Consider the following 24,348-nt stretch of genomic DNA (forward strand, 5'->3'; position numbering starts at 1 on the left):
CGCCCGCTTCACCCGACGCTTTCCGTCGGTTTCTCGGCTCGGTACTTTTAAACACCATTACCTGTGAACCAGTAGAGCCACGCTCGTTCGGGACTTATCTTAGGAATATGAGAGACGACCTAGCCGAGGGTAACGAAACTCCCGCGTCGCCGACACCGTCCCCGCGCGAGCCGAGCTTCGAGGCACCGCCGCTCTCGCAGGACAACATCTTCGACGCGCTGTCCTCCAAGCGGAGCCGATACGTGCTCGTCGCGCTTCGGGAAGCCGAGGGGCCTATCGACCTGCGCGAACTGGTCGATACGGTCGCCGCGTGGGAGACGAACAAGCCCATCGACCTCGTCTCGGAGGAACACTGCAAGCGCGTGTTCACCTCGCTTCGCCACTCCCAGTTGCCGAAGCTGGCGATGATGGGTCTGGTGGAGTACGACGAGACCGACGAGGTGGTCGAGCGCGGTCCCTACGCCGAGCAGGCCGACGCCTACCTCGACATCGCGGCGAGTCGGGACGAGAACGTGGACCTCTGACGCCGCGACTCGACGCGACGACCCCCGTTTTCTTCGGCAACAATTGCGAGCGAGTAGGAGCGTTTTTTACAGTTCCGGACTCAGTAGTCGTCATGCTCGATTACGTCTCACTGGAGGACGACCTCGACGAGGAAGAGCAGATGATTCGGGACACCGCTCGTCAGTTCGTCGAGGAGCAGGTCAAGCCGGACATCGCCGACCACTTCGAGGCCGGAACCTTCCCGACCGACCTCATCCCCGAGATGGGCGAACTCGGTTTCTACGCGCCGAATCTGGAGGGCTACGGCTCGCCGAACGTCAGCGAAACGGCCTACGGTCTCCTGATGCAGGAACTGGAAGCCGGCGATTCGGGCATCCGCTCGATGGCGAGCGTACAGGGCGCGCTCGTGATGTACCCCATCCACGCCTTCGGCTCCGAGGAGCAGAAGGAGCGCTGGCTCCCCGGACTCGGCCGCGGCGAGTTGGTCGGCTGTTTCGGCCTGACCGAACCCGAACACGGCTCGAACCCCTCCGGCATGGAGACGTACGCCGAGAAGGACGCGGGCGAGTACGTCCTCAACGGCTCGAAGACGTGGATTACCAACTCCCCCATCTCGGACGTGGCGGTCGTCTGGGCGCGGGACCGCTCGGCCGAGGATAATCCGGTCCGGGGCTTCCTCGTGGAGCCCGACCGCGACGGCGTGACCACGAACAAGATAGACGAGAAGCTCTCGATGCGCGCGTCGGTCACGGGCGAAATCGGCCTGAACGACGTGTACGTCCCGGAGGACGCCGTACTCCCCGGCGTCGAAGGCATGAAGGGACCGCTCTCGTGTCTCACGCAGGCCCGGTACGGCATCGCGTGGGGCGCGGTCGGCGCGGCCCGCGACGCCTTCGAGACGGCCCGCGAGTACGCCACCGAGCGCGACCAGTTCGGCGGTCCCATCGCGCGCTTCCAGATTCAGCAGCAGAAGCTCGCGGAGATGGCGACCGAGATTACGACGAGCCAACTGCTGGCTCACAGGCTGGCGGAGTTGAAGGAGCGCGGCGACCTGCGCCCCCAGCACGTCTCGATGGCCAAGCGCAACAACGTCCGGATGGCCCGCGACCAGTCGCGCGTGGCCCGCGAGATGCTCGGCGGCAACGGCATCACGACCGACTACTCGCCGATGCGCCACATGGCGAACATGGAGACGGTCTACACTTACGAGGGCACCCACGACATCCACACCCTGATTCTGGGGGAGGACCTCACCGGGATTGCGGCGTACGAGTAATCTGAAGCGCTCTCGGCATCTTTCGATTTGGACCCGGTGAGACGGGGACGAGACCGTGGTAAAGGTTGCTACTACCGACTTCGAGAAGTGATTGCGACCGCGAGCGACCGGGGGCTTCGGAAGACATCTTCTCGTCGATAGCAACGTCACTGACGGCGGACGTGCGTCTTTCGACGCTCCGAGCAACTTTTGAACGCGACTTGCCTACCTCTAATCGGTGAATCTCCACGTCCGCTACGAGGGCGACGACGACCCCGACAAGTGTACCGCGCGAAAGCTGGCGCGCTTCGACCTCGCGACGCTCCATCGGAGCGCGTCGGCGACGCCCTACGGCATCGTGCTGAACCCCCACGCCGAGCAGGCGCTCTCGCCCGCCGACCGCGCCGAGACCGACCGACTCGTCGCGCTCGACTGCTCGTGGGAGACCGCCGAGCAGGCCCTCTTCGAGATGCCCGGCGTCCACCGCGCGCTTCCGTTCCTCGTGGCGGCCAATCCCGTCAGCTACGGCAAGCCCTTCCGGTTAAACACCGTCGAGGCGTTCGCCGCCGCCCTGACGATTCTGGGCGAGCGCGAGCAGGCCGAGCGGATACTGGGCAAGTTCACGTGGGGCGAGACGTTCCTCGAACTCAACGCCGAACCGCTCCGCCGGTACGCCGACTGCGAGGACTCGACCGAAGTGGTCGCAGTCCAGCAGGAGTACCTCGACGCCGGGGAGGCGCAGGCCGACGCCGATCAGTAGTCCGCGCGGCTCTCGTTGCCGGCCTCCGCCAGTCCCTCGCCGACGAGCGCGACGACGGTACCGTTCCTGCTCGGATTCTCGACGGTCGCCGACGCGACGTTTCGCCCGGCGCCCACCGTCGTCTCGACTCGCGTCCACCCCTCGCCCGCGTCGAAGCGCCAGAGCGCCAGCGACGCCTCGGTCGTCCGGGCGCGCTCGACCGCGGCGGCGTCGTAGCCCACCGTCAGCGAGAGATGTGAGCCGTTCGAACCGCGCGAGGCGGTCCCCTCGTCGTCGGTCGGCAGTACGAACAGCCCCTGCCCGACGACCTGCCGGTCGGTCAGCGGAATCGGCGGCACGTCGGCGTTCGCGTCGAGCGCCACGTCGCCGGCCTCGAACGAGGCGAGGTGGGTCCCGCCGAGGCGGACGCGCTCGCCGACCGCCGACGAGTTCCGAGCGGCGTAGACCTCCCATCCCGACGAGTTCGCTACCGAGACGCCGACGAGTCGGGCGTCCGACGAGCGCGCGAGGGCGATTTCGGCGAACCCGTCGTCCCGGAACGTCGAATCCGTGACCGTCGCGTTCGCCGACCGGAAGAGCGCGACGCCGAACTGCGAGTGGTCGGCGACCGAGAGGTTCCGGAGCGAGAGGTCCGGCGAGCGTCTGACCGAGACGCCCGCGAGGTTGTCCGCGACCGAGAGACCCGCGAGGCTGGCGTTCGGCGAGCGCCGGAGGAAGATCCCGGTGTTGCTCCCGCGGACCGCCCCGCCACGGATTCGCAGGTCGGGCGCGTTCTCCACGAAGAACCCGTCACCGAGGTTGTTCACCGCCGAGACGTTCCGGAGCGTCACCCCGCTCGCGCCGAGAACTGCCGCGCCCGCGCCCCACCGCGTCGTCGTGAGGTTCCGGACCGTGACGTTCGAGCGCGATTCCGGGCCGCGAACGAGGACGCCGACGACGCCGGGGCGACCGCCGGGTCCGGCCGCGACGGTGTGGTTTCCGCCCCGGACGAGTACGTCGTCGGCCCGAATCTCGATACAGCCTCCGAGACCTGTCCGCGGCCGGGTCGGGGTCGCGTTCGCCACGTCGGCGGCGAGGACGTACTCGCCCGACTCGGTGATGGTGGTGCAACTCGAAATCCGGGTCGGTGCGGTCGCGTCCGCGCCGGTCTCGGCTGTCGCGGCGGTCGTCGCCGTGCCCGCGGGTGCGACGACGAGGAGACTAGCCAGCGCGAGGAGCGCGACCGTCTGTCGGTCCGGCATGACGAAGGAGTCACCGGACGCGAAGTTAGGACTTGTCGCCGTCGGTCGCAACGCCCCGACGGACCGCTCGCGGACGGTTCGGCCGGGTCGCGTCGCCGGCGTTACAGGACTGGGGCGTCCGGCCGACTCTGCAACATTTAAATGCCGTGACGGCCAACCGGTCGGTATGGCCAGTTTCGAGAAAGCGGAAGCGCGAATCCTCGACAAGATGATCTGCATGCGATGTAACGCTCGCAACCCCCACGGAGCCGAGAACTGCCGTAAGTGCGGCTACGGCAATCTCCGACCGAAGAGCAAGGAACCGCGCAACGCCTGAGCGCCGCGCCGTTCCGTTCTCCGTCACTCGCGTTCGGATAGTCACGTCGCCGGTTTTCGAGCGGCGCTACTCGCCCGAACCGGGGTCGCCGCGCTCTTCGATTCGGGCCTCGTACTTCGCCAGCGCCTCGTCGAGCGCGTCCTCGGCGTCCACGTCGAGCGACTCGGCGAGTGCCAGCAGCGCGAAGAGCGCGTCGCCGAGTTCGTCCGACTTCACGTCCAGGGCGTCGGGGTCGGCGCCGTAGTCGGTGGACTCGTTGGCGTCCTTGGCCAGTTCGCCGACCTCCGATGCGAGGTCCAAGACGCGGTAGGCCGGGTCGGCGTCCATCTCGTGGTCCGCGAGGAAGGTTGCGACTTTCTGCTGAGAATTCATCTTCGGAGTCGAAACGGGACGCGCGGGGAAGAAAACGGTTGCGCTACTCCTCGGGGTACTTCGGTTCGCGGCGCTCGGCGCGCTCCAGCGCGCGCTCCACGACCTCGCGCACGTCGCCGTGGAACTCGTCGCCGTGGCCGGCGTACATCGATTCGACCGTCTCGGGCGTGCGGTCCAGAATCGTCCGGATGCTCTCTATCTCCCGGTCGCGGGACTGGCCGGCCATGTCGGTCCGGCCGAAACTCCCGTCGTCGAAGGCCCCGTCGTTGTACACCACCACGTCGCCGCTGAAAAGGGTCGAAGCCGAGACGAACGCGAGGTGGTCGTCGGCGTGGCCCGGCGAGTAGATAGCTTCGAACTCCTCGTCGCCGATGCGGAGGGTGTCGCCGTCCGCGAGTTCTTCGGTTCGGCGCGGGTGATCGCCGTAGCAGAGCAGTTCGGGGTCGTAGGCGTCCAGCACGGTGTCGAGTTCCGCGACGTGGTCGCCGTGCTGGTGAGTCAGGACGACGGCGTCGATGGTCTCGACGCGGTCGGCGACGGCGTCCACGACGCCCGGCATGCTGCCGGCGTCCACCAGCACCGTCCTGTCGCCCTCCACGAGATAGGCGTTACAGGTGAACGTCTCCGCGTCGGCGGTGACGTTGTGTACTTGCATGCTGGGCTATTTGGCCGCACCCCTCAAAACCTTGACGGGCGGCAGGAGACTTTAGTGGTCCAAGCACCTACATACATTTACACATGGGATTTGGGAGCTACGACGAGTCCGAACAGGAGAGTCAGGACTACGATGCCGACCTCGACGACGATAATGGCGTGAACACCGAAGAGAACTCCCACGAAGGCAGTGTAGACTTCGAAATCGGAGCTTCGAACGACGAACTTCTCGACCGGCTTCAAGACATCAAAGACGACGGCCAGAGCGAGACGTAGCGTGGCACCCAACCCCGCGAGCGACGACCCGTGAAACCGGGCGTCCGTGCGCTCGGCGTCGCCGAGTCCTACCGAGAACGCTACAGCACGCTCGCGGGCGCCGTCACTCGCGCGAGCCGCGTCACCGACGGGTTCGCCTTCGAGACCTGCACCGTCGGCGGGACGGACGCCACCGCCGCCGTCGCCGACCTGTTTTCGAGCCTCGGCCGCGAGGACGTGCGCTACGTCTTCGTCGCCGGTATCGCGCTGGCGTGGTACAACGTCGTGGACCTACGCCGTCTCGCCGCGGAAATCGACCGCCCGGTGATTTCGGTCACGTTCGAGGAGAGTCCGGGACTTCTCGACGCCCTCGAAGCCGAGTTCGAGGGCGACGCGCTGGAGCGACGCAGGGAGACCTTCGAGCGCCAACCGCCCCGAGAGCGATTGGGCGTCAACGACCAGACCGTGTTCGTGCGCCCGGTGGGCATCGACGCGAGCGAGGCCCGCGATGTGGTCCGAGCATTCACACCGGAGGGTGGTCGGCCCGAACCGCTCCGCGTCGCCAGACTCGCAGCGCGCGCAGGCGACGACCTGCGACGGGAGAGCGAGCGGGAGTGACGATCCGCGGGAGCGGACCGACCGCCGAGGATGCGCTCGATGACGCTTTCAGCACAGCGAGCGCTCTGTGAGACGGATTCTCGTCTGGGTGGACTGAAAGGGGCCGCCCGGTCGCGACTGAAAGGCTCGGTCGTCTGAACACGGCCACTATCCTGCCCAGCGACCGCGCGGGGGCTTTCTGAACGTTCGTCTCTCGATCTACAGTATCGACTCTGCGCCGTCCGCTCCAAATTACGTTTCGACCCGATGCCACCGACTCTTAGTATCCGAACCCCGAACGCACCGCTATGGGAGAAATGGACGGCCTCGAAGTGACCGACTGCACGCGCTGTCCCGAACTCGTGGACTGCCGGAGCCGAATCGTCAACGGCACGGGTCCCGCCGACGCCGACCTCCTGTTCGTCGGCGAGGGACCCGGCGAGCAGGAAGACCAGCAGGGCGAACCGTTCGTCGGGCGGAGCGGCACGATTCTGGACGACAAGCTGCGCGACCGGGGACTCGCCCGCGAGGACGTGCGCATCACCAACTGCGTGCGGTGTCGCCCGCCGGAGAACCGCGACCCGACCAGCGAGGAGTTGGACAACTGCTGGCCCTACCTCGAATCGGAGATCGAGCAGGTGGACCCCGAGGTGATAATCACGCTCGGGAAAGTACCGAGCGAACACCTGCTGGACGCCGACGTCGCGGTCACGAAGGAGGCCGGGTCGGTCCGAACCGCCGAACTCGGCGGCGCGGTCCGGGACGTGCTCGTCTGCGTCCACCCCGCGGCGACGCTCTACGACCGCAGCCAAGAGGAGACGCTGGACGCCGCCCTCGACAAGGCGGCCGCGATGGCCGGCGAGGACTCGGGCGGTCAGTCGCAACTCGGCGACTTCTGACGCACGGTTCGAAACGGTTTCGTCTCGACTCGCTACATCGAAAACCGCCAGTAACGAGTCAATAACAATGGGTCGGCCGACGAAAGAAAGCGGTCCATGCCCCTACCTACCTCGTCGCTGGCCGTCGGATTCGAGACGCTCTCGCTCGCCGCCGTGGCCGTCCTCGTCCCGCTGGTCCTCGCGTCGCTGGTGTACGCCGACGCGCGCAGACGACGCAGCGTGGCGCACTCGCGGGGCGCGTCGCTCGCACCGCTCGCGTGGGGCGCGACCACGTTCTTCTCGGGCGTCGGTTGCGTCGTCGTCGCGGCGTGCTATCTCCTCGTGCAGAGTCGATGACGAGCGCGAACTCGCGAGTCGCGCTCCCGGACGTCCCGTACCGTTAAGTATCGGCTGACGAACGTCGGCGTATGCCCAGTTGTCCGTCCTGCGGCGGCGACGCCGCCGATCCGAACTACAGCCAGAAGCGAATCGAACCGAAGGCCGACCGCGACGGCGTGACCGTGACCGCCACGACGAGCCAACGCTACTGGATGGTGGTGTGTCCCCACTGCGACGCGGTGCTGGGGACCGTCGAGGACGACCGATAATCGGGTATCTCTGCCGTTCTTCGAACTGTATTTAGATACGCTTAGACAACCCAGAGTCACGTCAGCCGCGTCCGGACCCAAAACGTTATTTCGGCCCCGTCGCTCCCGTGAGATATGGACGACGATACGAGGCAGAAGATAATCTCGGTGTTCTTCGTACTGCTGATGCTCAGTTCGGGCATCGCGTACACGGTTTCGATACTCTGAGCGGCGGAATCGACCGCCGCCCGAACGTCGAAGACCGACAGGCGACGCAGGCCGCCAACCGACCCGCCGACCGCCGACGCGAACCGGCGACCCGCCGACGCGACTACCGGGCGGGACGCCGCGGAGCACCGCGGGTCAGCACGGCGGGAAGCCCTGAATCTGGACGAACAACTGCTTGCTCTCGGGCGCGAGGTCGTCCCACGAGACGCGATTCTCGTCCACGATGGCGTCGGGGTCGAGCGCCGGGTCCGACAGCACCGTGTAGGCCGTGAGTCGCGGCGGTTCGAGTTCCGGTTCGCCGCCGCCCTCGCCGCCGGTCTCGGTGGCCGTCTGCCCGCCTTCCGCTTCGCCCTCCGGGACCGTCGTCACCGCGGTTCCGGTCGTGGTCTCTCCTCCGGCGCAGAGGTCCGGGAGCGGGTCTGCCGCCGGGCCGCTCGGCGACCCGACGACGATGCGCATCGCGTGACCGAATATCTCGTGGGGCGCGCAGTGGAGGTCGTAGACCCCGCTCCGGTCGAACGTGTAGAGCCAGTAGCCGTCCTGCGGGAGCGCCGGGGCCGAGAACGGCGGCACCTCGTCGGGCACGCGCTGGAGGTAGCCGAACGCCGGGTGGTACGCCGTCACGGTGTGGTGGGGCGACTCGTAGCTAAACCGCACCGTGTCGCCCGGCTCGACGTACAGCCCGGTCGGTTCGAAGACGAACTCCGGAATCGGCGCGTCGCGCGGCCGAATCTGGAGTTGCACCTCGTGGTCGGGGCTGGTCGGCGGGTCGGCGTCCTCGGACAGCGCCGGGAACCCCCAGACCGGGTCGATTTCGCCGTCCTGTTGCGCTCGCTCGCGGGCCTCCGCGGGACTGCGCGCGTCCGTCGCGTCCGCGACGGACGCCGCGAGCTCGCTGGCCGCGCTCGTGCCCGAGAACGCCGCGAGCGCGCCCGCACCGCCCAGCGCGCGCAGGACGCTCCGGCGGTTCGCACTCGGATTTGACGTCGTTCGGTCGGTCGATTCGTCGGTCGCCGGTGTCTCGCGTCCGGAATCCCCCATGATTCGACTGGGGTTCACCGCGATTCTGGATAAAGTTACTCTACGATAGCTAACTGGTCCGGGAGAGGGTCCGTCCGAGTCCTGCAATCGAGCGCTTACACGCTGTCGTCCCACACGTCCGCCATCGGACTCTTTCGGCCGGTCGAGGACTCCGTTTCGGTCCCCGACGACTCCCCCGAGGACCGACCGCTCGCCGACTGGCCGCCCGAAGAAGTACCGCCGGAAGCGGGGCTACCGCCCGACGACGACTCCGAACGACCGCAGGAGCGCGAGCGAGCGCGTCGTCCGGTCGTACCCGCCCCGGCCGCCGACTCGCTGGCTCTCCGGGGGTCGAACTCCGGCAGGTCCGGGCGAGACACGCGTTCGACCTGCTCGCGGAACCAGTCGGGGGTGTCGGTCTCTGCGCGGTCGAACACCTGGAGGAGACTCGAATCCGCGAGGTAGGTCGCGCCGTAGTCGTCCGGCGACCGAACTACTCGCCCGCAGGCCTGAATCACGGTCCGGAGCGCGGCCCGGTAGTACCACGCCCACTGGCCCTCTTCGAGGCGATGGGCGACTCTGGAGTCGTTGGTGTTGAGGAACGGCGCCTTGCAGACGACCTGCCAGCGCGCGAGGTCGCCCTTCAGGTCGAGGGCCTCCTCCATCTTGACCGAGAGGAACACCTCCTCGCCGTCGGTCGCTTTCCACGATTCGAGTTGGGCGTCGCGGTCGTCCTTGTCGTGGGTCCGGATTCGGTCGCCGACGCCGAAGTCGTCGAGTCGGTCGGCGAGTCGCTCCTGAATCGCGTAGGAGTGAGCGTGGACGATGCCCTTCTCGCCGCGGTGTTCCTGCATCACCCGGACCACCGTGCGGGCGATTTTCGGCAGGGTCTCGTCGCGGTGTTCGTAGGTCATCTTCCCCTGCGTCACGTCGTAGAGCGGCCGGTTCTCGACCGGGAAGGTGTGGCCCACGTCCACCAGCGCGACGTTCGCGGGGTCGAGACCGACCTGCCGGCAGAACGCCGCCTTGTTCAGGATAGTCGCCGAGAGGAGCGCGAACTTGTTGCCCCGCTCCCAGACGGTGTGGCTGAGGTAGCGCTCGGGGTTCATCGGCTTTATCGTAATCCCGCTCCCCTGACCGTCCGGCTGGTCCACGACCCACGTCGTCGCGCTCTCCGAGTCGCGGTAGTCCTCCACGAACCAGTCCAACTCGCCGATGAGTTCCTGCAATCGGTCGCGCTCGGCGGCCTCGTGGGGGTCGAGTTCCTGCCGGGCGATGAGTTCGTCTTTCTCCCTGCGACACCGGTTCTGGAGCCGGTCGGCGTACTCGACGGCGCGGTCCACGTCCGAAATATCGGGCACGTTCAGGTCGTCCCAGATGGGCACCGTCCGGGGGTTCAGGTCGATGGCCGCGTACATCTCGGCCCACTCCGCGAGACCGTGGGCCTCGTCTATCACCACGCAGTCGCGCTTGCGGAACACCTCCGACCCGGCGGTGCGCATGAAGTACGCCAGCGTCATCGCCGCGATTTCGCGGTTGCTCGCGATAGCGCGGTCCGAGAAGTACGGACAGCGGTGTTTCACCGAGCAGTCGTAGCCCTTCTCGCGGGCGCAGGGCGCCCTATCGACCGGCGTGTCCGTCTCGCCCGGCAGGATGCACGAGTAGTTTCGCTTGCCCCGGATGATTTTGAGGTCGTCCAGCAGGTCGTCCTCGGCCACGTCGTCCAGTTGCGAGACCTGCGGCGTGGTGTAGTAGGCACCGGTCGCGTCGCTCGGCGCGGCGTCGTCGGGCGTCCGGGCGCACCCCGCGATGGCGCGCGCCAGCAGCGACTTGCCGCTCCCGGTCGGCGCGCGTACCAACACGACGTCGTTGCCCTCTTCGAAGGCGTCCCTGACGTCTTCGAGGGCCGCACGCTGGTTGCCCCGATAGGAGGGCGCGGGGAACTCGTCGAAAATCCGGTCGGGGTTCACTGTTCGAAGTCACGGCGGTATCGGGAATAAAGGCTGTCGGTCGCGGCGGTTCGGAAGCGGGGAGGGAGACGGGCGACGATTTCCGGCCCCTCGGCTGCTACGAGTCGCGGAGGGCTCGCACGTCCTCGACTCGCGGGTCGTCGGGGAGTCGGTCGATGCAGTCGAAACAGAGGAAGTGTTCGGTCCCGTCGGAGTCGAACTCCAAGGTCATCCCGCCGGTCGCGTCGTGTTCCAAGGTCCAGAGGTTGGCGATGCCGCCCGCGATTTTGACCTGCTCGCCGCATCCGTCGCAGGGTTGCTTGGCCATGTCGAATCCAGCGCCCCCACCGACAAAGCCCTGCCGACGGAATCGAATCGTATATATCCGAGTTCGTCGTGAGAATGGGTATCAAAGTCGGCTTCGGCCGACGTGGGTGGACCAATGCACGAACCAGACTCCCTCGCAGCGACTGCCGTAGACCTCGGCGATCGCTCCCAGACCGTCCACAGCGCGTCCAACGACCCGGACGACGACGAACCGCTCGCCCGGACGATTCTCGACGCGCTGGCGGAAGCGTCCGACCGCCCCGTGGACGAACTGAGCGTTCGCCTCTACGACGTGGTGGACCCCGACGCGCTGAACGACCTCTTCCGGCCGACCCGGAGCGGACCGGCCCGCGACGGCGGCCGGGTCGCGTTCACCCTCGGCGAGTTCGTCGTGGAACTGCACGCCAGCGGCAACGTCTTCGTCCGGAAGACCTGTTGAACTCCCCGCAGGACGTGCTAAATCTCCGCAGAAAACGCTGGACTCCAGAGGCCCTGCTGAATCCCCGCAGAAGACGTGCTACACCTCGTCGTCGGGGTCGCGTCTGTCCGCCATCCGGGCGGCCTCCGCGGCGTACCGCTGTCGGCGCTCGGTCTCTTCGACCGCTTCGAGTCGGTCGGGGGACACGTCGAGCGCGGCGGTTACCGGGTCGAGGAGGACCCGTCTGTTGCGGTGCTTGCGGACGAAGCGTTCGCCGTCGGGCGTGGCGTACGTGACGACGACGTTCTGCTCGTCCCGTGCGTAGGTCCGTTCGACCATCCAGACGCGGACCGACTCGTCCTCGGCCGTCTCGGTCGGCGCTCGCTCCATGTCGGCGGTTTTCGGTCGGCCGGGATAGTTCCTGTGTCGAACCCGTGCGGGTCGAGACTATCGACTCGTCCGACGGTTTATGCTACTCCGTCCCAAACTACGCGGGGGAACGATGGACGTGAACTGCGAGGGGTGCGCCGGGTGTTGCATCGACTGGCGGGCCGTCGCGCCCGCCGCGAGCGACCACGAGCGACGCGGCCCGCGCGAACCGCTGGACGACGCGTACAACCTCGTCCCGCTGACCCGCGACGACGCCCGCGCGTTCCTCGACGCCGGGTTGGCCGACGCGCTGACGCCGCGACTCTGGCGCGACGAGTCGGGCGTCGAAATCGACGGCGTGTCCGTCTCGGCCATCGACGGCAAGCCCGCCTTCTTCCTCGGCCTCCGGAAGCCGCCGAAACCGGTCGCTCCGTTCGACACCGAACCGGCGTGGCTCCCGACCTGCGTCTTCCTCGACCCGACGACGCTCCAGTGTCGGATTCACGACGACGAGACGTACCCCGAGGAGTGCGCCGACTATCCCGGCCACAACCTGAAACTGGACCAAGAGACCGAGTGCGAGCGCGTCGAGGACGCCTTCGGCGGGACGCGACTCGCGGACGACGACCCGCCCGAGGACCTTCCGGGGTTCCTGCTCGGCCCGCAGGCCGTCGGCCAGAAGGTGTTCGTCTTCCCGGACCCGGAGCGACTGTCCGGCGTCGTCGGGCGACTCGCGGACGGGGAATCGACCGCCGGGGACCGCGCGCTGTTCGTCGCGGCCGCGGTCGCCGCCGCGCCCGGCACGACGGCGGTGAACCGCGAGCGATTCGAGAGCGCGCTCTCGACGGCCCGCGAGGCCGACTCGTGGGCCGGGCGGGCCATCGCCGACTGGGAAGCGCGCGCCGGAGGCGAGAGGCCAGCGGCCGAAGACGGCGAGTCGGCGGCCGGAGACCGGTCTCCGGCCGCCGACCCGCGACTGGCCGAGGCAGTCGAAGTCGCGCGCGGCGCGCCCGAGACGCCGGGATGGGACGCCGAGTAGCGCGCGGGAGAACGACCGGAATAGCCGGGGCTACGCGGGTCGAATAGCAGTATAAGTAGATAGGCTACTTACCGGATTTTATCTCCTCGAACTTGTCGAGGAGCGCTTCCGCGGAGTCTCCCGAATCGTATTCTACGGAGCCGTGATACGTCGTTCTGTCGTCGTCTTCGCTGACGTCAACTGTATTGTTCTTGCGCTCACGGCGCTCGTGTTCGTCTTCGTCATAGGCACCCATTGACATGACAACCACACTCATGGGTAAGCTTCGCCAGGTAATGAATGTAACGGATAATCACATTCTTTTCGCTCCTTGCAAACAGGTCGAAATCTACCGGACGAGGTTCGGAGTGCGTCGAAGTCGCGGGCGTCGGACTGGTGACCGTCGGACGGGAACCGGGCCTAAAACGGCTCTCTCGCGCGTTTGGACTTTCATTTCGTCTGATATCCAGATTCAGTTATCGCTCTGCCCGGCTTCTACGTAGCGCGACTCTCGGTCGTCCAGTGGCGATTCGTCGTTCGTCCGGCAGCGGTCCCCGGTCCGTCCCGCCGTCGCTCGCCGTTCGTCCGGCGCGTCCGGACGCGGAACGGCCGTCGTGACACAAAGCGTAAATCCCTCGCGCGGCTACATCCGCTCGTGGCAAGCCCGCTCCGCTTTCGCCGCTCTACGGAGCGGTGGACCGACGAGAAGGTCGAACGCGACCTGTACGCCCCCCTAGACGAGAAGTTCGGCGCCGAGATGCCGACGCCCCACTACGCCGGGCCGTCGGGGTACGAGACCCGGCGCATCGAGATGGACAACGGCGACCTCGCGCTGTTCTGCTGGAACGACGACGAAGCCTTCTGGCTCGGCAACACCGAGACGCCCTCCGCGCTCTGGCGCACCGAGAAGTACACCTTCGAGGAGATTCCCTACCCGGTCGCTCGGTGGGCACAGCGCGAACTGCTCGGCGACCTCCGGACAGAGGACCCGTGGCTGGCCGACTACGACCACCTCTCGTGGTTCTTCCTCCCGGTGCTGTTCTCGAAGGACGGCCGCCAGTCGTCCAGAGCGTTCTTCCGGGACCACGCCGCCGGGTTCCCGGACGCGACCCGCGACGACGCGCTGGCGTTCTACGAGGAGTTCCTGACGACGGGCGCACTGGACGACCACCGCTACGAGATGGCGTCGAAACTCGGCACCAGTCCGCAGGTGGACCCCGTGCGGATGGCGTCGGCGATGAGCGAGTTCACCGCGGCGAAACTGTTGACCGACGCCGGCTACGACGTGACGCCCGAAATCGAAGTCACGACCGGCCACTCGCTGGACTTCCGCGCGGAGTCGCCCGACGGCGGCGAGTCGCCGCTGGTCGAAGTGACCCGGCCCCGGCCCCCGACGCGCCGTCACGCCGACACGCCGGTCGCCGCGGTGCGCGAGACGGCCGAGACCAAGACCTCGGGCCAACTCCAGAAGCACGGCGGCGGCGCGGTGCTGTTCGTGGACTGCTCGGGGTTCCGCGACGACGAGTGGAACGCGGTCCGCGGCGAGCAACCCGGCGTTCGCCACCGCCCCGCGGTGGTCTTCCGGGCGCGACCTTCTGGCGAGGTCGAGGCCTACCGAAAAGGCTCGGTACCGCTGGACCTCGACGGTGCCGTCGAGTGGGTGTGAACCGCGCCGCCGCGTTCGGCGACGGCGCTCACGCTACTCCGGAAGGGGCGGCCACGTCGTCGCGACAGTTTTCTCGATGATTTCGGTCTGTGCGCGCCGGAGGCGCTCGGACGTCGAGGAGGCCGAGACGCCAAGTTCCTCGGCGACCTCACGGAGCGACGTTCGCCGTGGAATCTCGAAGTACCCCAGTTCGTAGGCCGTCCGGAGCGCCTCGTGCTGGCGGTCGGTCAGCCCGTCGCCCGGCGGTTCCGGGTCGCCGTCGCGCGCGAGACGGTGCAGTTCGAACCCCGCGTTGCGCCGCCAGAGCGTTGCGAACTCGTCGAACGCCGCCCGGTCGGCGAACCACCCGGTCTGTCGCCACCCGTCGGTCTCGACCTCGATGCGTTCGACGATGGCCTCGGCCGTGGCCAGCGCTTCGAGGTCCGCGAGGTCGTCGAGGCGGTCCCCGAGTTGCTCCTCCAGACTGAGCGCCGGAATCGCCTGATACCGGCGGGTGTCCCCGGCACGCCCGATGCGGAACCACTCGCCGACGTCGAACGCGTCGTCGAGGGCGCTCTCGAACGCGGCCGGGGAACCGCCGGTCGCGGTGACGAGAAACAGCGGTCGGTCGCCGTGGTTGAACTGGAGTTCGAGGGTCAGCGACGCGTCGGGTACCGCGGCCGCGACCCCGACCAGCGGGAGGGCGTCACAGCGTATCTCGAACTCGGCGAACAGTCCCATGCGTCGTCGTTCCCGCGAACGCTTTTCACGGCGTCGAAACGCTCGCTTCGACCGGCGTCGCCGCACCGTCCACTCGCGCCCTCTCTTAAAGGGCCGCACGGCTGAGAGAACGGCTTAGTCCGCAGGCTCCCGAACGAACGGGGGCATGCAGACGACACAGTCTACGGACGGTACGGAGATAGCTTACGAGCGGCGAGGCGACGGTCGGCCCGTCGTCCTGCTTCACGGAGGGATGGCCCCGCGGGAGTACTGGGACCCGGTCATCCCTCACTTCGAGGAGTACGCCGCGGTCGTCCCCCGGCGACCGGGGTTCGGGACCTGCCTCGACGACCTCGACGAGACGAGCGCGGACGAGGTACTCGACCGCGAGGTCGAGTACGTGCGGGCACTGGTCGACGACCTCGACGGTGCCCCGGTGCTGTTCGGCCACTCGTTCGGCGCGCTCACCGCAATCGAGGCCGCGACCGACGCGACGGTCCGAGCAGTCGTCGCCTACGAACCCGCGGTCCTCCCCGAGGAGTTCCGCGAACGGGCAGACCTCGCCGACCGCATGGCGTCGCTGGTCGAGGACGGCGAGCGCCGCGAGGCGGTGAAACGCTACGTCGAGCAGGTCCTGCACCCCGACGGAATCGACGACCTCGACGCGTGGCTGGCGGAGTGGCCAGCGTGGCCCGACTGCGTGGACCTCGCCGAGGAGGTCGTCAGAATGAACCGCGCCGTCGAGGCGTACGAACTCCCGGAGCGCCTCGACGTCGATGCGCCCGCGCTCGTCCTCGCCGGGACCGAAGGACCCGACTTCCTGCGCGCGAGCGCCCGTGGGGTCCACGATGCGCTCCCCCGCAGTCGGTTCGTCGAGTTCGACGGCGTCAGTCACGGCGGCCCGGCGGAGGTTCCGGAGCGAATATCGGCGGAGATGCGGTCCTTCCTGAGAGCGCGTTAGGACCCCTCGGGGTCAGAAACTGACCTGCTCGGGACCGGTCGTGCCGAGCGTCGTCGGGTCGCGGTCGCTGTACCCCTTCCTGCCGATGGCCTTCGCGCTGACCGCCGAGTAGAGCATCTCCTCGGCCTCGCCGGACGTGCCGAACGTCTCGGACTCGACGCGCCGGAACACGTCGGCCAGCGTCTCGGTGCCGTTCGGGAGGTCGAGTTCGTAGTCGCCGTACGAGTCGGCGAGTTGGTCGGTTGTCGCGGGATAGTCGTGGTCGCGGAGCAGTTGGGTCGCCTGTTGCAGTGGCATCGACAAGTTGTACATCAAAGTTAATGATAAAGCTTCCTGCGGGAGGGCATTGGAGAATTTAAGGTGTCTAAGGGAGAGTCAGTAACACGGAAAACCTCGGCGCGGCGTAGCGAAGCGCTTTCGGACACCCCGCTCGTTTTGGAGGTATGAGCGTCTTCGCGGACCTTCACGTCCACACGACCAACTCCGACGGCGAAATGCGCCTGTCGGAGGTTCCCGAGGCGGCCCGCGACGCGGGCGTCTCGGTCGTGGCCGTCACCGACCACGACCGCCTCCACCCCGAACTGCCGACGCCGGTCACCGCCTTCGAGGGCGTGACCGTCGTCCACGGCATCGAGTTGCGCGTCGAACCCCGCGGCGAGGCGTACGGCGACGCGGTCGGCGAGCGCGTGGACCTACTGGGCTACGGCGTCACGCCGACCACCGACCTCATCGACGAACTCGACCGCGTCCAGACCGACCGCAAGGAGCGCGGGCGGAAACTCATCGAGAACGTCGAGGACCACCTCGACATCGACCTCGACCTCGAACCCCGCGAAGGTCTCGGGCGACCGCACGTCGCCCGCGCCGTCGTGGACCACCCCGACAGCGACTACGAGGAGATCGGAGACGTGTTCGACGACCTCATCGGCGACGACTGCCCCTGCTTCGTCGCGCGCGACGTGACCTCGTTCGAGCGCGGCGTCGAACTGCTGTCGGAGGCCTGCGGACTGGTCGGTCTCGCGCACCCCTACCGCTACGACGACCCGGCGGCCGCGCTGGAACTGACCCGCGAACTGGACGCCGTAGAGCGATACTACCCCTACGACGAGGAGGTTGACTCGCGACCGGTCGAGCGCGCCATCGCCGAACACGACCTGATTCCGACCGGCGGGAGCGACGCCCACGGTCACGAACTCGGGAAGGCCGGACTGTCGAAACCAGAGTACAGACACTTCCGGTCGTCGGTGAATCTGTAGACGGGTCCCGGACCGCAGCAGCGGACCACGCCGACGCTGTGACCGCGCTCGGCCGCGCGGAATCGCGAGCGCTCTCACCGATTCGACAGGTCCGATGGGCCGAACGCAGGGATTAAATCCGGTCGGCGACTACTCCGTGATATGCGGTGTCACTACTGCGACCGGGACGCGGCGTTCGCGCCCGAGTTGAACGGCGTCCGAGTCGGTCTCTGCGACGCGCACTTCCGCGAACAGTTCGAGTACCTCGCGGAGACCGACGCGCTGGCCTACCTGCGACAGGAGTTGGACGTAGACCGGCCGGAGTAGCGACTCTCGGTCGGTGAGCGGCGGAAAAGAACTTTTAGCTTAGGCCCGACCTGCGTCCACGTCGATGGCGTCCACGGGGCACACGTCCACGCAGAGCATGCAGTCGATGCACTGGGCCTCGTTGGCGGGGTCGGCTTTCTTCCCGCTCTCGGGGTGGTCGGGGGTGTCTACCCACTCGAACACGTCCACCGGACAGTCCTCCAGACACGCGCCGTCGGCGATGCAGAGGTCGAAGTCCACGGCGACGTGGGTGCCGTGGATGCCCAGTTTCTCCGGTTCCTCGACGGGACCCCACACGTCGTGGCCCTCGTGTTCGTCTACCTTTTCGCGGTTCTCGTGGAATTGCGGGTCGATAGCCATCGGAAGTTCACCTGTTCCAACACAGGGCGACCAAGTACTTAAAACAACCCCCTAAACGGCCGCGTCAGGGGTTTAGGCCGGGCTAAAACCGCAGTACGCCGTCGGGGACAACGCCGACCGTCTGACAGGTCTCCGCGCGAGGACGCGGTAATTTAAATACTCGTAGGCGTCGATGCTCGGACGTGGAGAAAGTCCGCATCGAGGAGGTCGAGTCGAGCGCCGGTCCCGCAGACGTGAAGCGACCGCTCACACGCGCTCTCGGCGCGACCGACCTCGCGGTGAACTACTACGAACTCGCACCGGGCGATAGCTTCGCGTTCGGCTACCACGCTCACGGCGACCAAGAAGAGGTGTTCTACGTCGCGTCGGGCACCGTCACCTTCGAGACGGCGGACGGACCGGTCGCGGCCGGTCCCGACGAGGCGGTCCGGTTCGCGCCCGGCGAGTTCCAGCGCGGCGTGAACGAGGGCGACGAGCGCGTCGTCGCGCTCGCGCTCGGCGCACCGAAGGAGAGCGGCGACCTCGACCTGCGCCGGGACTGCCCCGACTGCGGCGAGCGGACGCCGAACCGCATCGAGCGCGCCGACGACGCCGCGGAGAGCGCGCTCGTCACGGTCTGCGAGGACTGCGGCGCGGAGACCGGGCAGTTCTCGTAGGTGCGTTCCTCGGCGAACGCCGGCTATTCGCGCTCGCACGTCGGGTCCGGCCCGAGCAGCGCCCACGCCAGTCCCAGCAGTCCAACCGTCAGCACCGTCACCAGCACCTGCGCGACGTTCGCGCCCAGACCGCCCGCGACCGCGCCGGACGCCAGCGCGGCCCCGCCGACCGCCGACGTACCGACGCAGCAGAGACTCGCCAGTCCGCCGATTCCGAGCAGTCGCCACGGGACGCCGCCGTCGGCCATGCCCGCGACTTCGCGCTCGCGTCCTTTCGCTCTTTTGTCTCTACGCGGACGCACGTTCGTCGAGAACGGAACCGTGGCTCGCTTCCGCGAGCGTTCTCGGAGGACGGACGACACCTCTCGGGTCCCGTGTCGGACCGCGCTCGCCCGTCGGCGTGGCGGGAAATCGAGACTGAACGGGAGACCGAGGCGGTTGCCGACGCGCGTAGCTTTTTCCCCGCGGCCGGACACCGAACGACCATGACGACCATCCCGAGTCCGGGCCTCGGTACGTCCGGCAACGACGACGCGGACCAGTGCGCCGAGACCGTCCGAAACGCGCTCGACGTGGGGTACCGCCACATCGACACGGCCCAGATGTACGACAACGAGGCCGCGGTCGGCGAGGGTATCGCCGCGAGCGAAGTCCCGCGCGAGGAGGTGTTCCTCGCCACGAAGGTCCACCCCTCGAACCTCGCGCCCGAGGACGTTCGCGAGACGACGGAAGCGAGTCTGGACCGCCTCGGCACCGACTACGTGGACCTGCTGTACGTCCACTGGCCGATGGGGGCCTACGACGCCGAGGCGACCCTGCCGGCCCTCGACGACCTGTACGACGAGGGGAGAGCCGAGAACGTCGCGGTCAGCAACTTCACGCCCGACCTGCTGGACGAGGCGCGCGAGATTCTGGACGCGCCGGTCGCCGCGAATCAGGTCGAGATGCACCCTTTGCTCCCGCAGGACGACCTGCTGGCGCACTGCCGAGAGCGCGACGTGACGGTCGTCGCGTACTCGCCGCTGATGCAGGGCGAGGCGGGCGACGTGGACGCGCTGGCCGAGATTGCGGCGACACACGACACGACTCCCGAATCCGTCAGCCTCGCGTGGCTCCGCCAGCGCGACGGCGTGGTCCCGATTCCGAAGGCCACCGGCGAGGACCACCTCCGGGCGAACTTCGAGACGCCCGACCTCTCGTCCGACGAGGTGGCGCGCATCGACGCCGTCGAGGAGCGCGAGCGGTTGGTGGACCCCGACGACGCGGCGTGGAACTGACGCGCCACTCCCGCGCTTCCGCCGTTCATCGACCGGGAGGGTGACGGGACGAGACGGACTACAGCGGTTCTATCTCGTCGCCGACCGAAATCTCCCCCGACTCGATGACGTCGGCTTCGAGGCCGCCGCGGTGGACCAGCGCCGATATCGCGCCGTCCTCGGTCAGGGATTCGAGGTGGCCGCAGGGTTCGCAGAGGTCGTTCCCCTCGCAGACCGCCTCGCCGACGCGGAAGCGCTCGCCGGCGAGGTGGTTCAGCGCGGCGTCGCTGGTGGTCAGGTTCCGGCGATGCTCGCCGTCCGTGAGGTCGATGCCCTCGTCTGCCGCGGCGTCCAACGCCTCGCTCTCGACGAGCGTCAGGTCGGCTTTGTCCTTCCCGAAGTGACGGTCGCCGCGCACGCCCTCGCCCGCGACGACCTCGACCGCCTCGGCAGGTTCGGTCGCCGCGCCCGACTCGGGCGCGAGGTGGATGGCCTCGACGCGTCCAGTTCCGTCCATACGTTGGACTCCCGTCGGAGCCACTTAGTTCTCTCCCGACGCCGCGGGCTCCGGAGCGTCGGCCGCACTCCCGTCGGGGTCCCGGCCGTCGGGGTCCCGGCCGTCGCGCTCCTCGGCCCACTCCAGCACCGGTTCGAGTCGGGTCGCCAACTCGCGGCCGTCGTCCGTGAGTTCGTACTCGACGCGCGGCGGAATCTCGTCGTACTGGGTCCGAGTCAGGAGGTCCGCCCCAGCGAGTTCGTCCAGTCGCGCGGACAGCGTGGACGTGCTGGCGTCCGGGAGGAACTCCTCCAGTTCGCCGAAGCGGGTGGGGTCGGTCGCGGCCACGACGCAGAGGACCTGCATCGCATATTTCCGACTCAGGAGGTCCAGCACGCCGTCGAGTCGACAGTAGCAGGCGATGTCGTCCGCAGCGAAATCGTCCGGGGTGGCGTCGTCGGTCATGGCTTCGGGAACTCGAAGTTACTCCATTACTTCGGACTCGACAGTATAACACTTTGGGATGCAAAGTGATGTCGATGCCGGAACGCAACGCCGTCCGCGACGAAGCGAACGACGAATCGAGCGCCGTCGAATCGGTCGAGGAGCGTCCGCTCCCACCCGGAATCGGCGAGAATATCGAAGCACTGTTCGGCACCGACGAGCGCCCGGAGACGGTCGGGGCGTGGGTCGAGGCGGTGGCCGCGGCCTTCGACGACGACTGGCCGCCGGCCGTCGCCGACCTCTGTCACGACGACGAGGGCCGCCACCGCGCCGAAACGGACGACCGGAGCTACCGGTTCGTCTGCGTCCTCGACGCCGTCATGCTCCCGTTCCTCACCGGCGAGTCGGTCGAGGTACGCTCGGAGGGGCCGGAGACGGGCGAGACGGTCACCTCGCGCGTCTCGCGCTCGGACATCGAGACCGACCCCGAGGACGCCGTGCTGTCGTTCGGAGTCGCGTCCGTCGATTCCGACGCAGACCCGACGCCGCGGCGGACCTACGAGTCGCTGTGTCCCTACGTCCACGCGTTCCCCGACGAGGACGCCTACCGACGGTGGAACGACCGAACCGACGCGCCGACGACGGCCCTGCCGCTCTCGGAGGGGTTCGAACTGGCGCGGGCGCTAATCCGGGCCTGAGTCGCCACACTCGCGAGGGTCTCGGTTTCAACGCCACTCGTCGTGCGCGGCGTCGAGTCGGTCGCGGACGAACGACTCCATCGTCGCGGCGAGTTCGTCGGCGGGCACGTCGGCTCGGTCGCCGATGTCGCCGACCCTCCGGAAAGGTTTCAGAGTCAGCGCGGCCCGGTAGGTCGCCCGGCGAGCGTCGAATCCGTCGGGAAGGCCCCGAGCCGACTCGTAACCAGCGAGTAGCGCGCTCCGCAGGTCGCCGTCGTTTTCGGGAGAGACGGGCTTCTCGAACCAGCCGAGTTCGGCCCGCGCGAGGTCGAACTCGCCGGGCGCGGACCGGGCGACCTCCCAGTCGAGGACCGACGAGACGCCGTCTCCGGCGAAGTGTAGGTTGTCGTCCTCGTAGTCACTGTGGACGAGGACCGGGTCGCCCGCGTCGGCGAACGCCTCCCGGTGGTCCCGGACGAACGCCAGCACCTCGTCGCCGAGGTCGGCGTAGCGCGTCCCGGCAAGGTCGTCGCGCCAGTCTGCGACCCACCCGACGAACAGGTCGGGCCACGACTCGGCGGCGTCGAGTTCGAGACGGTCGGGAATCAGTCGGTCGCCCGCGGGTCGGAGTTCGCCGTAGGTCTCGAACTGGAGCGCTGCAGTCCCGTGGACTCGCGCAAGGGTCGCGCCGGCGTCTCTGAGGCGGCGCTTGCGGAGTTCACGGGGTGCGTCCCCGTCGTAGGCACCGCCGGGCGCGAACGACGAGACGTAGTAGTCGTCGCCGCGGGCGAGCAGTCGGGGGACCGGGACCGCATCGGTGTCGGCGAGTCGCCGGAGGACCAGCGCGTCGCGGTGCAGCCCAGTGGCGTCGCCACGGGCGAGTTTGCAGACCGCGCGCTGGCCCTCGAACTCGACTTCGTGAACGACGTGGTTGTCGGTCGTCAGTAACTCGTCGCGGACTGCGAAGTCGTCCGCGTGCGTCGCCAGCGCGTCTCGCATCCGGACCTCGGTCGTCGTCATCGCTCGGTCTCCGCGCGGAACTGCCGGACAGTTTCGTAGACCGATTCCCGAATGTGAGCCGCGAACCGCGCCTTCGCCTGTCCGGTCCGCTGGCGCTGGAGGTGAAGCGACTTCAGGTACGAGACCGCGTTGACGAGTCGGAAGCACTCGCTTCGGCGGTCGGAGTCGGTGGGCAGCGGTCGGACCGACGTGTAGCCCTCGCGGAACGCCGCGAACTCGCCGCTCTCGTCGGGGTCGCCCGAGTCGCCGAGAAGCGGCATCGCGGTCCGCCAGTAGTCGTACTCGGCCGGCGCGACCAGCGCGTGTTCCCAGTCGATGACGCAGGTCACCTCGCCGTCGCGGACCGCGACGTGGGACGGGAGGTAGTTGCCGTGGGCCAGCACGGGGTCGTCGGAGCCAGCCAGCAGGTCGGGGCGTTCTTCGAGGAGAGCGCGGGCCTCCTCGGCGACATCTGCGTAGCCGAAGTCGGCGAGGTAATCGCGCAGGTCCTCGAGGAGGTCCGAGACGGTCTCGGTCCACGCGTCGCGGGCGTCTACCACGAGACGACCGCCCTCGGCGCGGGGGAAGCCGGTCTTCTCGAACGCGCCCGCGGTCTCGTCGTGGAGCGTCGCCAGTCCCGCACCGAGCGTCCGGGCGCGCTCGGCGTCGAGCGGGAGGTCGTCGTCCGGCAGGCCGGCACGCCACTCGGCGACGAACCAGTCGCCGCCGACCGCGAGGATTCGCGGGACGGGAACGACGGTCTCCCGGCCGACGAAGGACATCACGCGGGCCTCGGTCGAGGGGTCGGCGCGTGCGCCGCGGGCCACCTTGCAGACCGCGCGGGTGCCTTCGACCGAGACCTCGTAGACCGCGTGCGGCGGCACGGCGTGGAGTCGTCGGCGAACCTCGTAGTCGTTCGAAATCGATGCGAGTGCGTCGCGTACGTCGGCTGAGTCAGTCATGTTCTGCGCCGCGTTACGTGCGACGACCGGTCGGAGCGCGGGAGAGTCCCGCAGCTACGACCGAGAAGAGGACGGGTCGAACCTATCTCACCAGTGACTTGAATGTTTGGATGCTCGACTCGCCACGGGCCTCGGCGTCGCACTCGGAGAACCGATTCGGTCGCCGACGCCGACGGTCGCTCCTCTCCGTCGAGAATCGCACCTGCCACGATAGCGACTCCGAGCGCGAATCAGACCAGTTTTGTACCCCGAAAGCGACACTCCCAGTCGTGCCGCGGTTCGACTACCCCTGTCCGGACTGCCGGACGACGAGCAACCTCCACGGTCCCGACTGCGAGTACGAGGGTGCGTCGTGGTCCGACATCGAGAAGGCCTACACGGACCTCGTGGCGGTCCTGTCGGCCAACGCGCTCCCCGAAGAGGCGCTCCGCGAGGCGGTCCACGGGCGATGGAGCAGCCTCCACAAGGCCGCGCTGGACCGACTGGTCCACGAACAGCGCGTGATGGAGAACGAGGAGGGACATCTCAAGCTTCTCACCGCGGAGCAGTACAAGGAACACGTCACGGACCCGAACGTCGAACCCATCAAGACCGTCGCCCGGAAGGGGTCGGTGCCGGGTGCCCACGACAACGCCGTCTTCGCCATGATAGCCTGGTACGAGATGGTCGGTCTCTCCTGGAACGAGACCCGCGAGCGCGTCGTGGACTGGCTCCGGGACACCGGGACGTGGACCCGCGGCGGGTTCGAGGAGGCCTCGCCCCAAGAACTCGTGAACAAGAAGCGCCACGTCTACGAGTCGGGCTACGGCTGGAAGGAGAAGGCCGAGGCCGCGAAAGCGGTCATCGACCGGAGCCTCTGACG

35 protein-coding genes are annotated in these 24,348 nt (G+C 68.0%); 19 read left to right on the top strand and 16 right to left on the bottom strand.

All coding sequences use genetic code 11. The features are described from left to right. Positions 1–107 precede the first annotated feature (107 nt). The 3 genes from M0R88_RS05185 to M0R88_RS05195 all read left to right on the top strand — a co-directional run bounded on the left by M0R88_RS05185 (position 108) and on the right by M0R88_RS05195 (position 2,519). Positions 108–524: a DUF7344 domain-containing protein gene (locus tag M0R88_RS05185; protein ID WP_248655899.1), complete on the top strand. Its 417-nt coding sequence runs from the start codon at positions 108–110 to the stop codon at positions 522–524. 92 nt (positions 525–616) lie between these two features. Then, a complete protein-coding gene (locus tag M0R88_RS05190) occupies positions 617–1,780 on the top strand; it encodes an acyl-CoA dehydrogenase family protein (protein ID WP_248655900.1) in 1,164 nt (387 codons plus the stop codon). A gap of 217 nt (positions 1,781–1,997) precedes the next feature. Continuing rightward, positions 1,998–2,519 carry a DUF367 family protein gene (locus M0R88_RS05195; protein ID WP_248655901.1) on the top strand — a complete coding sequence of 174 codons (522 nt, stop codon included), beginning with the start codon at positions 1,998–2,000 and terminating at the stop codon, positions 2,517–2,519. Here M0R88_RS05195 and M0R88_RS05200 read toward each other — a convergent pair. Next, complete coding sequence (locus M0R88_RS05200) at positions 2,513–3,760, bottom strand: NosD domain-containing protein (protein WP_248655902.1); 1,248 nt, start codon at positions 3,758–3,760, stop codon at positions 2,513–2,515. The two genes, M0R88_RS05195 and M0R88_RS05200, sit on opposite strands and share 7 nt — an antisense overlap. 166 nt (positions 3,761–3,926) lie before the next feature. Here M0R88_RS05200 and M0R88_RS05205 point away from each other — a divergent pair, with 166 nt between their 5' ends. Continuing rightward, positions 3,927–4,076, top strand: coding sequence for a 50S ribosomal protein L40e (locus tag M0R88_RS05205; protein ID WP_248655903.1), 150 nt, complete (start codon positions 3,927–3,929; stop codon positions 4,074–4,076). A 66-nt stretch (positions 4,077–4,142) separates the two neighbouring features. On the opposite strand, the gene M0R88_RS05210 is transcribed toward M0R88_RS05205, so the two are convergent. Then, entirely contained in the window at positions 4,143–4,448 is a 306-nt protein-coding gene (locus M0R88_RS05210) for a MazG nucleotide pyrophosphohydrolase domain-containing protein (protein ID WP_248655904.1), read from the bottom strand. Positions 4,449–4,491: 43 nt separating this feature from the next. Beyond that, positions 4,492–5,103: an MBL fold metallo-hydrolase gene (locus tag M0R88_RS05215; protein ID WP_248655905.1), complete on the bottom strand. Its 612-nt coding sequence runs from the start codon at positions 5,101–5,103 to the stop codon at positions 4,492–4,494. A gap of 83 nt (positions 5,104–5,186) precedes the next feature. Between M0R88_RS05215 and M0R88_RS05220 the strand changes: the two genes are divergently transcribed. The 5 genes from M0R88_RS05220 to M0R88_RS05240 all read left to right on the top strand — a co-directional run bounded on the left by M0R88_RS05220 (position 5,187) and on the right by M0R88_RS05240 (position 7,440). Continuing rightward, the gene (locus M0R88_RS05220; protein ID WP_248655906.1) at positions 5,187–5,378 is read left to right on the top strand and encodes a DUF5786 family protein; all 192 of its coding nucleotides are present in this window, start codon (positions 5,187–5,189) and stop codon (positions 5,376–5,378) included. A 30-nt stretch (positions 5,379–5,408) separates the two neighbouring features. Continuing rightward, positions 5,409–5,975: an endonuclease dU gene (locus tag M0R88_RS05225; protein WP_248655907.1), complete on the top strand. Its 567-nt coding sequence runs from the start codon at positions 5,409–5,411 to the stop codon at positions 5,973–5,975. A 287-nt stretch (positions 5,976–6,262) separates the two neighbouring features. Beyond that, entirely contained in the window at positions 6,263–6,853 is a 591-nt protein-coding gene (locus M0R88_RS05230; protein ID WP_248655908.1) for a uracil-DNA glycosylase, read from the top strand. 96 nt (positions 6,854–6,949) lie between these two features. Further along, positions 6,950–7,189 carry a hypothetical protein gene (locus M0R88_RS05235; protein WP_248655909.1) on the top strand — a complete coding sequence of 80 codons (240 nt, stop codon included), beginning with the start codon at positions 6,950–6,952 and terminating at the stop codon, positions 7,187–7,189. Between the two features lie 71 nt (positions 7,190–7,260). Further along, positions 7,261–7,440, top strand: coding sequence for a hypothetical protein (locus M0R88_RS05240; RefSeq protein ID WP_248655910.1), 180 nt, complete (start codon positions 7,261–7,263; stop codon positions 7,438–7,440). A 342-nt stretch (positions 7,441–7,782) separates the two neighbouring features. On the opposite strand, the gene M0R88_RS05245 is transcribed toward M0R88_RS05240, so the two are convergent. From M0R88_RS05245 to M0R88_RS05255, 3 genes are all read right to left on the bottom strand, one after another. Continuing rightward, positions 7,783–8,688, bottom strand: a complete 906-nt coding sequence (locus M0R88_RS05245) for a cupredoxin domain-containing protein (RefSeq protein WP_248655911.1) — start codon at positions 8,686–8,688, stop codon at positions 7,783–7,785. A gap of 95 nt (positions 8,689–8,783) precedes the next feature. Then, the gene (locus M0R88_RS05250; RefSeq protein ID WP_248655912.1) at positions 8,784–10,637 is read right to left on the bottom strand and encodes a helicase C-terminal domain-containing protein; all 1,854 of its coding nucleotides are present in this window, start codon (positions 10,635–10,637) and stop codon (positions 8,784–8,786) included. Positions 10,638–10,734: 97 nt separating this feature from the next. After that, positions 10,735–10,944, bottom strand: a complete 210-nt coding sequence (locus M0R88_RS05255; RefSeq protein WP_248655913.1) for a DUF7561 family protein — start codon at positions 10,942–10,944, stop codon at positions 10,735–10,737. Between the two features lie 114 nt (positions 10,945–11,058). On the opposite strand from M0R88_RS05255, the gene M0R88_RS05260 reads away from it, so the two are divergent. After that, positions 11,059–11,382: a HalOD1 output domain-containing protein gene (locus tag M0R88_RS05260; protein ID WP_248655914.1), complete on the top strand. Its 324-nt coding sequence runs from the start codon at positions 11,059–11,061 to the stop codon at positions 11,380–11,382. 78 nt (positions 11,383–11,460) lie between these two features. On the opposite strand, the gene M0R88_RS05265 is transcribed toward M0R88_RS05260, so the two are convergent. Further along, entirely contained in the window at positions 11,461–11,751 is a 291-nt protein-coding gene (locus M0R88_RS05265; RefSeq protein WP_248655915.1) for a DUF7967 family protein, read from the bottom strand. 112 nt (positions 11,752–11,863) lie between these two features. Between M0R88_RS05265 and M0R88_RS05270 the strand changes: the two genes are divergently transcribed. Then, positions 11,864–12,769 (top strand): YkgJ family cysteine cluster protein, encoded by a 906-nt coding sequence (locus M0R88_RS05270; protein WP_248656758.1) that lies wholly within the window; start codon positions 11,864–11,866, stop codon positions 12,767–12,769. A gap of 64 nt (positions 12,770–12,833) precedes the next feature. On the opposite strand, the gene M0R88_RS05275 is transcribed toward M0R88_RS05270, so the two are convergent. After that, positions 12,834–13,010, bottom strand: a complete 177-nt coding sequence (locus M0R88_RS05275; RefSeq protein ID WP_165881765.1) for a DUF5786 family protein — start codon at positions 13,008–13,010, stop codon at positions 12,834–12,836. A gap of 393 nt (positions 13,011–13,403) precedes the next feature. On the opposite strand from M0R88_RS05275, the gene M0R88_RS05280 reads away from it, so the two are divergent. After that, the gene (locus M0R88_RS05280; protein WP_248655916.1) at positions 13,404–14,414 is read left to right on the top strand and encodes a DUF5784 family protein; all 1,011 of its coding nucleotides are present in this window, start codon (positions 13,404–13,406) and stop codon (positions 14,412–14,414) included. A gap of 33 nt (positions 14,415–14,447) precedes the next feature. Here M0R88_RS05280 and M0R88_RS05285 read toward each other — a convergent pair whose 3' ends face one another. Further along, complete coding sequence (locus M0R88_RS05285; RefSeq protein WP_248655917.1) at positions 14,448–15,134, bottom strand: helix-turn-helix domain-containing protein; 687 nt, start codon at positions 15,132–15,134, stop codon at positions 14,448–14,450. 145 nt (positions 15,135–15,279) lie between these two features. Here M0R88_RS05285 and M0R88_RS05290 point away from each other — a divergent pair, with 145 nt between their 5' ends. Then, complete coding sequence (locus tag M0R88_RS05290) at positions 15,280–16,074, top strand: alpha/beta fold hydrolase (RefSeq protein WP_248655918.1); 795 nt, start codon at positions 15,280–15,282, stop codon at positions 16,072–16,074. Between the two features lie 12 nt (positions 16,075–16,086). Here M0R88_RS05290 and M0R88_RS05295 read toward each other — a convergent pair whose 3' ends face one another. Continuing rightward, the gene (locus M0R88_RS05295; RefSeq protein WP_248655919.1) at positions 16,087–16,371 is read right to left on the bottom strand and encodes a DUF5789 family protein; all 285 of its coding nucleotides are present in this window, start codon (positions 16,369–16,371) and stop codon (positions 16,087–16,089) included. A gap of 146 nt (positions 16,372–16,517) precedes the next feature. Here M0R88_RS05295 and M0R88_RS05300 point away from each other — a divergent pair, with 146 nt between their 5' ends. Together M0R88_RS05300 and M0R88_RS05305 are read left to right on the top strand one after the other, a co-directional pair. Then, positions 16,518–17,330 carry a PHP domain-containing protein gene (locus tag M0R88_RS05300; protein ID WP_248655920.1) on the top strand — a complete coding sequence of 271 codons (813 nt, stop codon included), beginning with the start codon at positions 16,518–16,520 and terminating at the stop codon, positions 17,328–17,330. 141 nt (positions 17,331–17,471) lie between these two features. Further along, on the top strand, positions 17,472–17,636 hold the full coding sequence (locus M0R88_RS05305) for a DUF6757 family protein (RefSeq protein ID WP_248651525.1): 165 nt from the start codon (positions 17,472–17,474) through the stop codon (positions 17,634–17,636). 39 nt (positions 17,637–17,675) lie between these two features. Here the strand turns inward: M0R88_RS05305 and M0R88_RS05310 are convergent, their stop codons facing one another. Next, on the bottom strand, positions 17,676–17,996 hold the full coding sequence (locus tag M0R88_RS05310; RefSeq protein ID WP_248655921.1) for a 4Fe-4S dicluster domain-containing protein: 321 nt from the start codon (positions 17,994–17,996) through the stop codon (positions 17,676–17,678). Positions 17,997–18,178: 182 nt separating this feature from the next. Here M0R88_RS05310 and M0R88_RS05315 point away from each other — a divergent pair, with 182 nt between their 5' ends. After that, complete coding sequence (locus M0R88_RS05315; RefSeq protein WP_248655922.1) at positions 18,179–18,652, top strand: cupin domain-containing protein; 474 nt, start codon at positions 18,179–18,181, stop codon at positions 18,650–18,652. A gap of 23 nt (positions 18,653–18,675) precedes the next feature. On the opposite strand, the gene M0R88_RS05320 is transcribed toward M0R88_RS05315, so the two are convergent. Then, entirely contained in the window at positions 18,676–18,900 is a 225-nt protein-coding gene (locus M0R88_RS05320; protein ID WP_248655923.1) for a hypothetical protein, read from the bottom strand. 237 nt (positions 18,901–19,137) lie between these two features. Here M0R88_RS05320 and M0R88_RS05325 point away from each other — a divergent pair, with 237 nt between their 5' ends. Further along, positions 19,138–19,929 carry an aldo/keto reductase gene (locus M0R88_RS05325; protein WP_248655924.1) on the top strand — a complete coding sequence of 264 codons (792 nt, stop codon included), beginning with the start codon at positions 19,138–19,140 and terminating at the stop codon, positions 19,927–19,929. A gap of 58 nt (positions 19,930–19,987) precedes the next feature. Here M0R88_RS05325 and M0R88_RS05330 read toward each other — a convergent pair whose 3' ends face one another. Together M0R88_RS05330 and M0R88_RS05335 are read right to left on the bottom strand one after the other, a co-directional pair. Then, positions 19,988–20,425 carry an MOSC domain-containing protein gene (locus tag M0R88_RS05330; RefSeq protein WP_248655925.1) on the bottom strand — a complete coding sequence of 146 codons (438 nt, stop codon included), beginning with the start codon at positions 20,423–20,425 and terminating at the stop codon, positions 19,988–19,990. Positions 20,426–20,449: 24 nt separating this feature from the next. Next, the gene (locus M0R88_RS05335; protein WP_248655926.1) at positions 20,450–20,869 is read right to left on the bottom strand and encodes a winged helix-turn-helix transcriptional regulator; all 420 of its coding nucleotides are present in this window, start codon (positions 20,867–20,869) and stop codon (positions 20,450–20,452) included. Positions 20,870–20,943: 74 nt separating this feature from the next. On the opposite strand from M0R88_RS05335, the gene merB reads away from it, so the two are divergent. Beyond that, positions 20,944–21,546 (top strand): organomercurial lyase, encoded by a 603-nt coding sequence (gene merB / locus M0R88_RS05340; protein WP_248655927.1) that lies wholly within the window; start codon positions 20,944–20,946, stop codon positions 21,544–21,546. A 27-nt stretch (positions 21,547–21,573) separates the two neighbouring features. Here the strand turns inward: merB and M0R88_RS05345 are convergent, their stop codons facing one another. Further along, on the bottom strand, positions 21,574–22,545 hold the full coding sequence (locus M0R88_RS05345; protein ID WP_248655928.1) for a phosphotransferase family protein: 972 nt from the start codon (positions 22,543–22,545) through the stop codon (positions 21,574–21,576). Beyond that, positions 22,542–23,486 carry a phosphotransferase family protein gene (locus tag M0R88_RS05350; RefSeq protein WP_248655929.1) on the bottom strand — a complete coding sequence of 315 codons (945 nt, stop codon included), beginning with the start codon at positions 23,484–23,486 and terminating at the stop codon, positions 22,542–22,544. Before M0R88_RS05350 ends, M0R88_RS05345 begins: the two co-directional genes overlap by 4 nt. A 269-nt stretch (positions 23,487–23,755) precedes the next feature. Between M0R88_RS05350 and M0R88_RS05355 the strand changes: the two genes are divergently transcribed. Beyond that, positions 23,756–24,346: a DUF7474 family protein gene (locus tag M0R88_RS05355; protein ID WP_248655930.1), complete on the top strand. Its 591-nt coding sequence runs from the start codon at positions 23,756–23,758 to the stop codon at positions 24,344–24,346. Positions 24,347–24,348 lie beyond the last annotated feature (2 nt).

This window comes from Halorussus gelatinilyticus, from assembly GCF_023238445.1.
In the GTDB taxonomy this organism is placed as follows: Archaea; Halobacteriota; Halobacteria; order Halobacteriales; family Haladaptataceae; genus Halorussus; species Halorussus gelatinilyticus.